Origin of the sequence: Bacteroides sp. RTP31139st1_H2_RTP31139_211217 (assembly GCF_040227615.1) — a bacterium.
Taxonomy (GTDB): Bacteria; Bacteroidota; Bacteroidia; order Bacteroidales; family Bacteroidaceae; genus Bacteroides; species Bacteroides uniformis.
Genome location: NZ_JBCNZM010000280.1, coordinates 1 through 3207 on the forward strand (window position 1 = coordinate 1; position 3207 = coordinate 3207).

Here is a 3207-nt window from a genome sequence, read left to right on the forward strand (position 1 = left end):
GCTACAACCAAACCTCAAAGTGTAAAAGGTGCATTTGTTCGAATGCTTACAGTTATAGTCCCTATAAGCCATAAAATAACCCCACTCTGCCAACTTCCCACGAAGCGGCGAAGTGGGGTTTATATTATCATATAACCGAAATTTTACCGCCGTAAAGTTTACGACGGTAAAATTTCGGTTGCCATAAGGTTAAAAAAACATATATTATCCCTTATATATATCCAAACTCTTGTTTAGAACAAAAGGAATATCTATATTTGCAATGTCATCGCTCGAAGAACGAAGGACTTGGTTGCCCGCATTACCGTAAATGCGGTTTTTTTATGTCCTCATTTTTCTCTGTTTATATATTTGTTTTGGTAATAAGGTTGATTATCACAATCAACACAGAATCCTGTAATTAATGCGTAATCCGGTTGTATATATTCAACTATGACAACATACTGTTTACCCCTATACCAATAATAGTCACGAAGAGTTCCGTCATCTTCAATGTACTGAAAATAAGTAATGCGCTTATCTTCTTTATTTTCTAAAATAGGCCTTATCCAATGTACCCTATTAGCTCTTTCTTCACGAAACTCTCGTATTTTACCAGAAGTTTTATACTTTCCACCTTTGATAGTACGAGTAACCACATGAACAAATTTCTCACAGTACCGTTCAAAATCAACGGGAAGATTATCTTTTTCGCTATTTTTATACAAATATGGTTTTACTTTTAAAGGAATACCATCAATAATTACGGTATTCTCAAAAAAGTCTCGATGAAAAATGCCATAAAGTTCATCCATTTTTTCCTGTTCCGTTTCCGCAACCCCGTCTGCAAAATACGGTTTTAAAGCTCCTAATTCATCTGCCACTGTCATTGCGCTTACGAGGTTGGTGATCAAAAATATTAAATTTAATTTCTCCTGGTTCTGTACCTTCATCCAAAACATAACCAGATTTCATTTCAATATAGTTGATCAGTTCTTTTTTTGCCAAACTTCCATCTTTCTTCAAATGAAGACCTCTCGCTTTATAAGCTACTGCACCTATGAAAAAATCTGCTAACTGTATAAATTGTGATTCATGGGAGCGTATATGCTGAAAAGAAAGAAAAGGCGATTTGCCATGAAACTTATTAAAGAAAATCTCTTGGATTTTATTAAGTTTAGCACGTCCTTTCGTATCTTTTATATCCAAAAAAACGCGGTAATTATTCATTGTAGGAGGATTGGTATATGGATTGACAAGCAAGTAATAAATCATTTTATAATAAAAATTATCATGCTCGCCATTATTGAAAGACAGATTGTCTAAACGGTCTTTGTACTTAACAAGGATACATCTGAATTCCATATTTGAGTCGAAAAAGTAATCGATAAGTTCTTTATACATATCAATATGGGTGTTACTGATTGTATTCCATTTTATCTCATGTAAAATATTATATTCCCGTTTAATCGTTTTTATGCATTGCTTCATTTCTTCAGTCTGTTCCTTTGGCACCTTTATATAACCGATACACATGACAGGAAAATGATCATGCTCTAAATGACAGCTTTCATCTATATAGAATGTAAATTGTTCTTTGTTCATATCCAAAAAGTTAAATAAAAAAATATTTTACGCTTTTATTTTATCGAAATCTTGCCGAATCTCTTCTATAAATCGAATATTATATTTTATTAGTTCATACAAGGCTATAAATTGGTTCATGGTATTACTCTGGCGATATTGTAACTTTCCTGTATATTTTTTTATTACTGCTGAATAATAATCAATGGCCTTTTGATTTCCAAGTTTTATTTTGAAATTCCCTAAAATACTATCACTATAGTCTAATTCATTGCACTTTTGGAGAAAATTCAAACATGCAATTTCTATATTTTTCCAATAGGAAAGATCAATTTCCAATAATAGCCTTTCTATATTATGACACAATTTATTTTGAACTTCGTAATAATTATGTATAACAGTTTTTGTCGGATTGGATGCTAATTTTAAACTCTGATAATATAAGTCACTCATATCGTTAAAATGAAAATTTTCATTAATTATTATCTTAGCAAAATTTCGATTACTAAGAGGTGTAGTTATTTCATATATAGCAATTATAAATTCATTAATTATAGGCTCAATTAGTTTGTAATGTCTTAATAATTTCGCTCGTTCTTTTTCACGTATATTTTCTTCATGCTTTTTCTTCTCTTCTTCCGAAATTATCTTTGATTGCTGAAGAGAAAGTGCATTTAAAAATAAGCCTATAAATAAAACCCCACTTACCGTTTCTATTGCGACCAACAATCTTCCTAATGTAGTAATTGGAGCTATATCTCCAAAGCCTAATGTTGTTATAGTAACCATACTAAAATATAAACAATCCCACCAATTTTCTAAATCTGAATTTGCAGACCAAGTTTCTGTCGGCAAAAACAAGAAAACAGTAGCGAAAACAGGGATTATCAGAAAATATAATATTCCCCCAAAAAGAGGTGATTTATTATTTAAGTATCTCATAACCATTACACATTATTGAATAAGTGCAAAGATACAGCTTTTAATGATAAAATAAATAGAATAGCTTAATTTTCAAATTACTGAAATGATACCCCTCCGGACCGCTGTCCTTTGGAGTATCACCATTCAAACAAGAAAAGAAGCTTCATCCTGTTTCACAACTGTATGAAGCCATTGCTATGACAAATACCAATACGCAGTTTGGGATTTCCTGCCTCACGGTAGTAGTTTCACCGGTATAAAACAAAAACATGGACTTATTCTTTCGGCAGCGGATAGCTCTCGGACAGCTTGTCCTCACGTGCCTGCCGTTTTATCTCGTTCTCGTCGAAGTTGTTGCGGATGAACTCGTGCAAGTCCGACTCCTTGTAATACGTCTTGTGATATATCGAATAGAACTTCAGCACCCCGTTATTCCGGTATCGTTGCAGCGTGCGTTTGCTGATGCGCAGCAACAGGCATACTTCCTGATTGTCGTACAGACGCTCTCCGTTCAGGTAGTTCAGGTGTTTTTCCCTCGTTTCCGCCTTGTCCAGCTTCCGGGAGATACGGTACAGCTCACCCATGATACGTTCCATCCATGCTTCAAATTCCGTTTTATCTACTAACATACGCTTTCCTCCTTAAAAGTTCCCGATAACATAATAGCTCTGGTTATCGGATGATTTTAGAATGATTTCTTTCTCACGCATGAACTTGATG

The 3207-nt window shown here is 33.8% G+C and carries 4 protein-coding genes; all 4 read right to left on the reverse strand.

Features of this window, described 5'->3' with window-relative positions; genetic code table 11:
* Positions 1-329: 329 nt before the first annotated feature.
* The 4 genes from ABUA47_RS23875 to ABUA47_RS23890 all read right to left on the reverse strand — a co-directional run bounded on the left by ABUA47_RS23875 (position 330) and on the right by ABUA47_RS23890 (position 3116).
* Positions 330-869, reverse strand: a complete 540-nt coding sequence (locus ABUA47_RS23875; RefSeq protein ID WP_008659792.1) for a hypothetical protein — start codon at positions 867-869, stop codon at positions 330-332.
* Complete coding sequence (locus ABUA47_RS23880) at positions 853-1584, reverse strand: DUF3800 domain-containing protein (protein WP_014298755.1); 732 nt, start codon at positions 1582-1584, stop codon at positions 853-855. The genes ABUA47_RS23875 and ABUA47_RS23880 overlap by 17 nt, the downstream gene beginning before the upstream one ends.
* Before the next feature lie 27 nt (positions 1585-1611).
* Positions 1612-2505, reverse strand: coding sequence for a potassium channel family protein (locus tag ABUA47_RS23885; RefSeq protein WP_226789665.1), 894 nt, complete (start codon positions 2503-2505; stop codon positions 1612-1614).
* A 257-nt stretch (positions 2506-2762) separates the two neighbouring features.
* Entirely contained in the window at positions 2763-3116 is a 354-nt protein-coding gene (locus ABUA47_RS23890) for a helix-turn-helix domain-containing protein (protein WP_005643639.1), read from the reverse strand.
* Between the last annotated feature and the right edge of the window lie 91 nt (positions 3117-3207).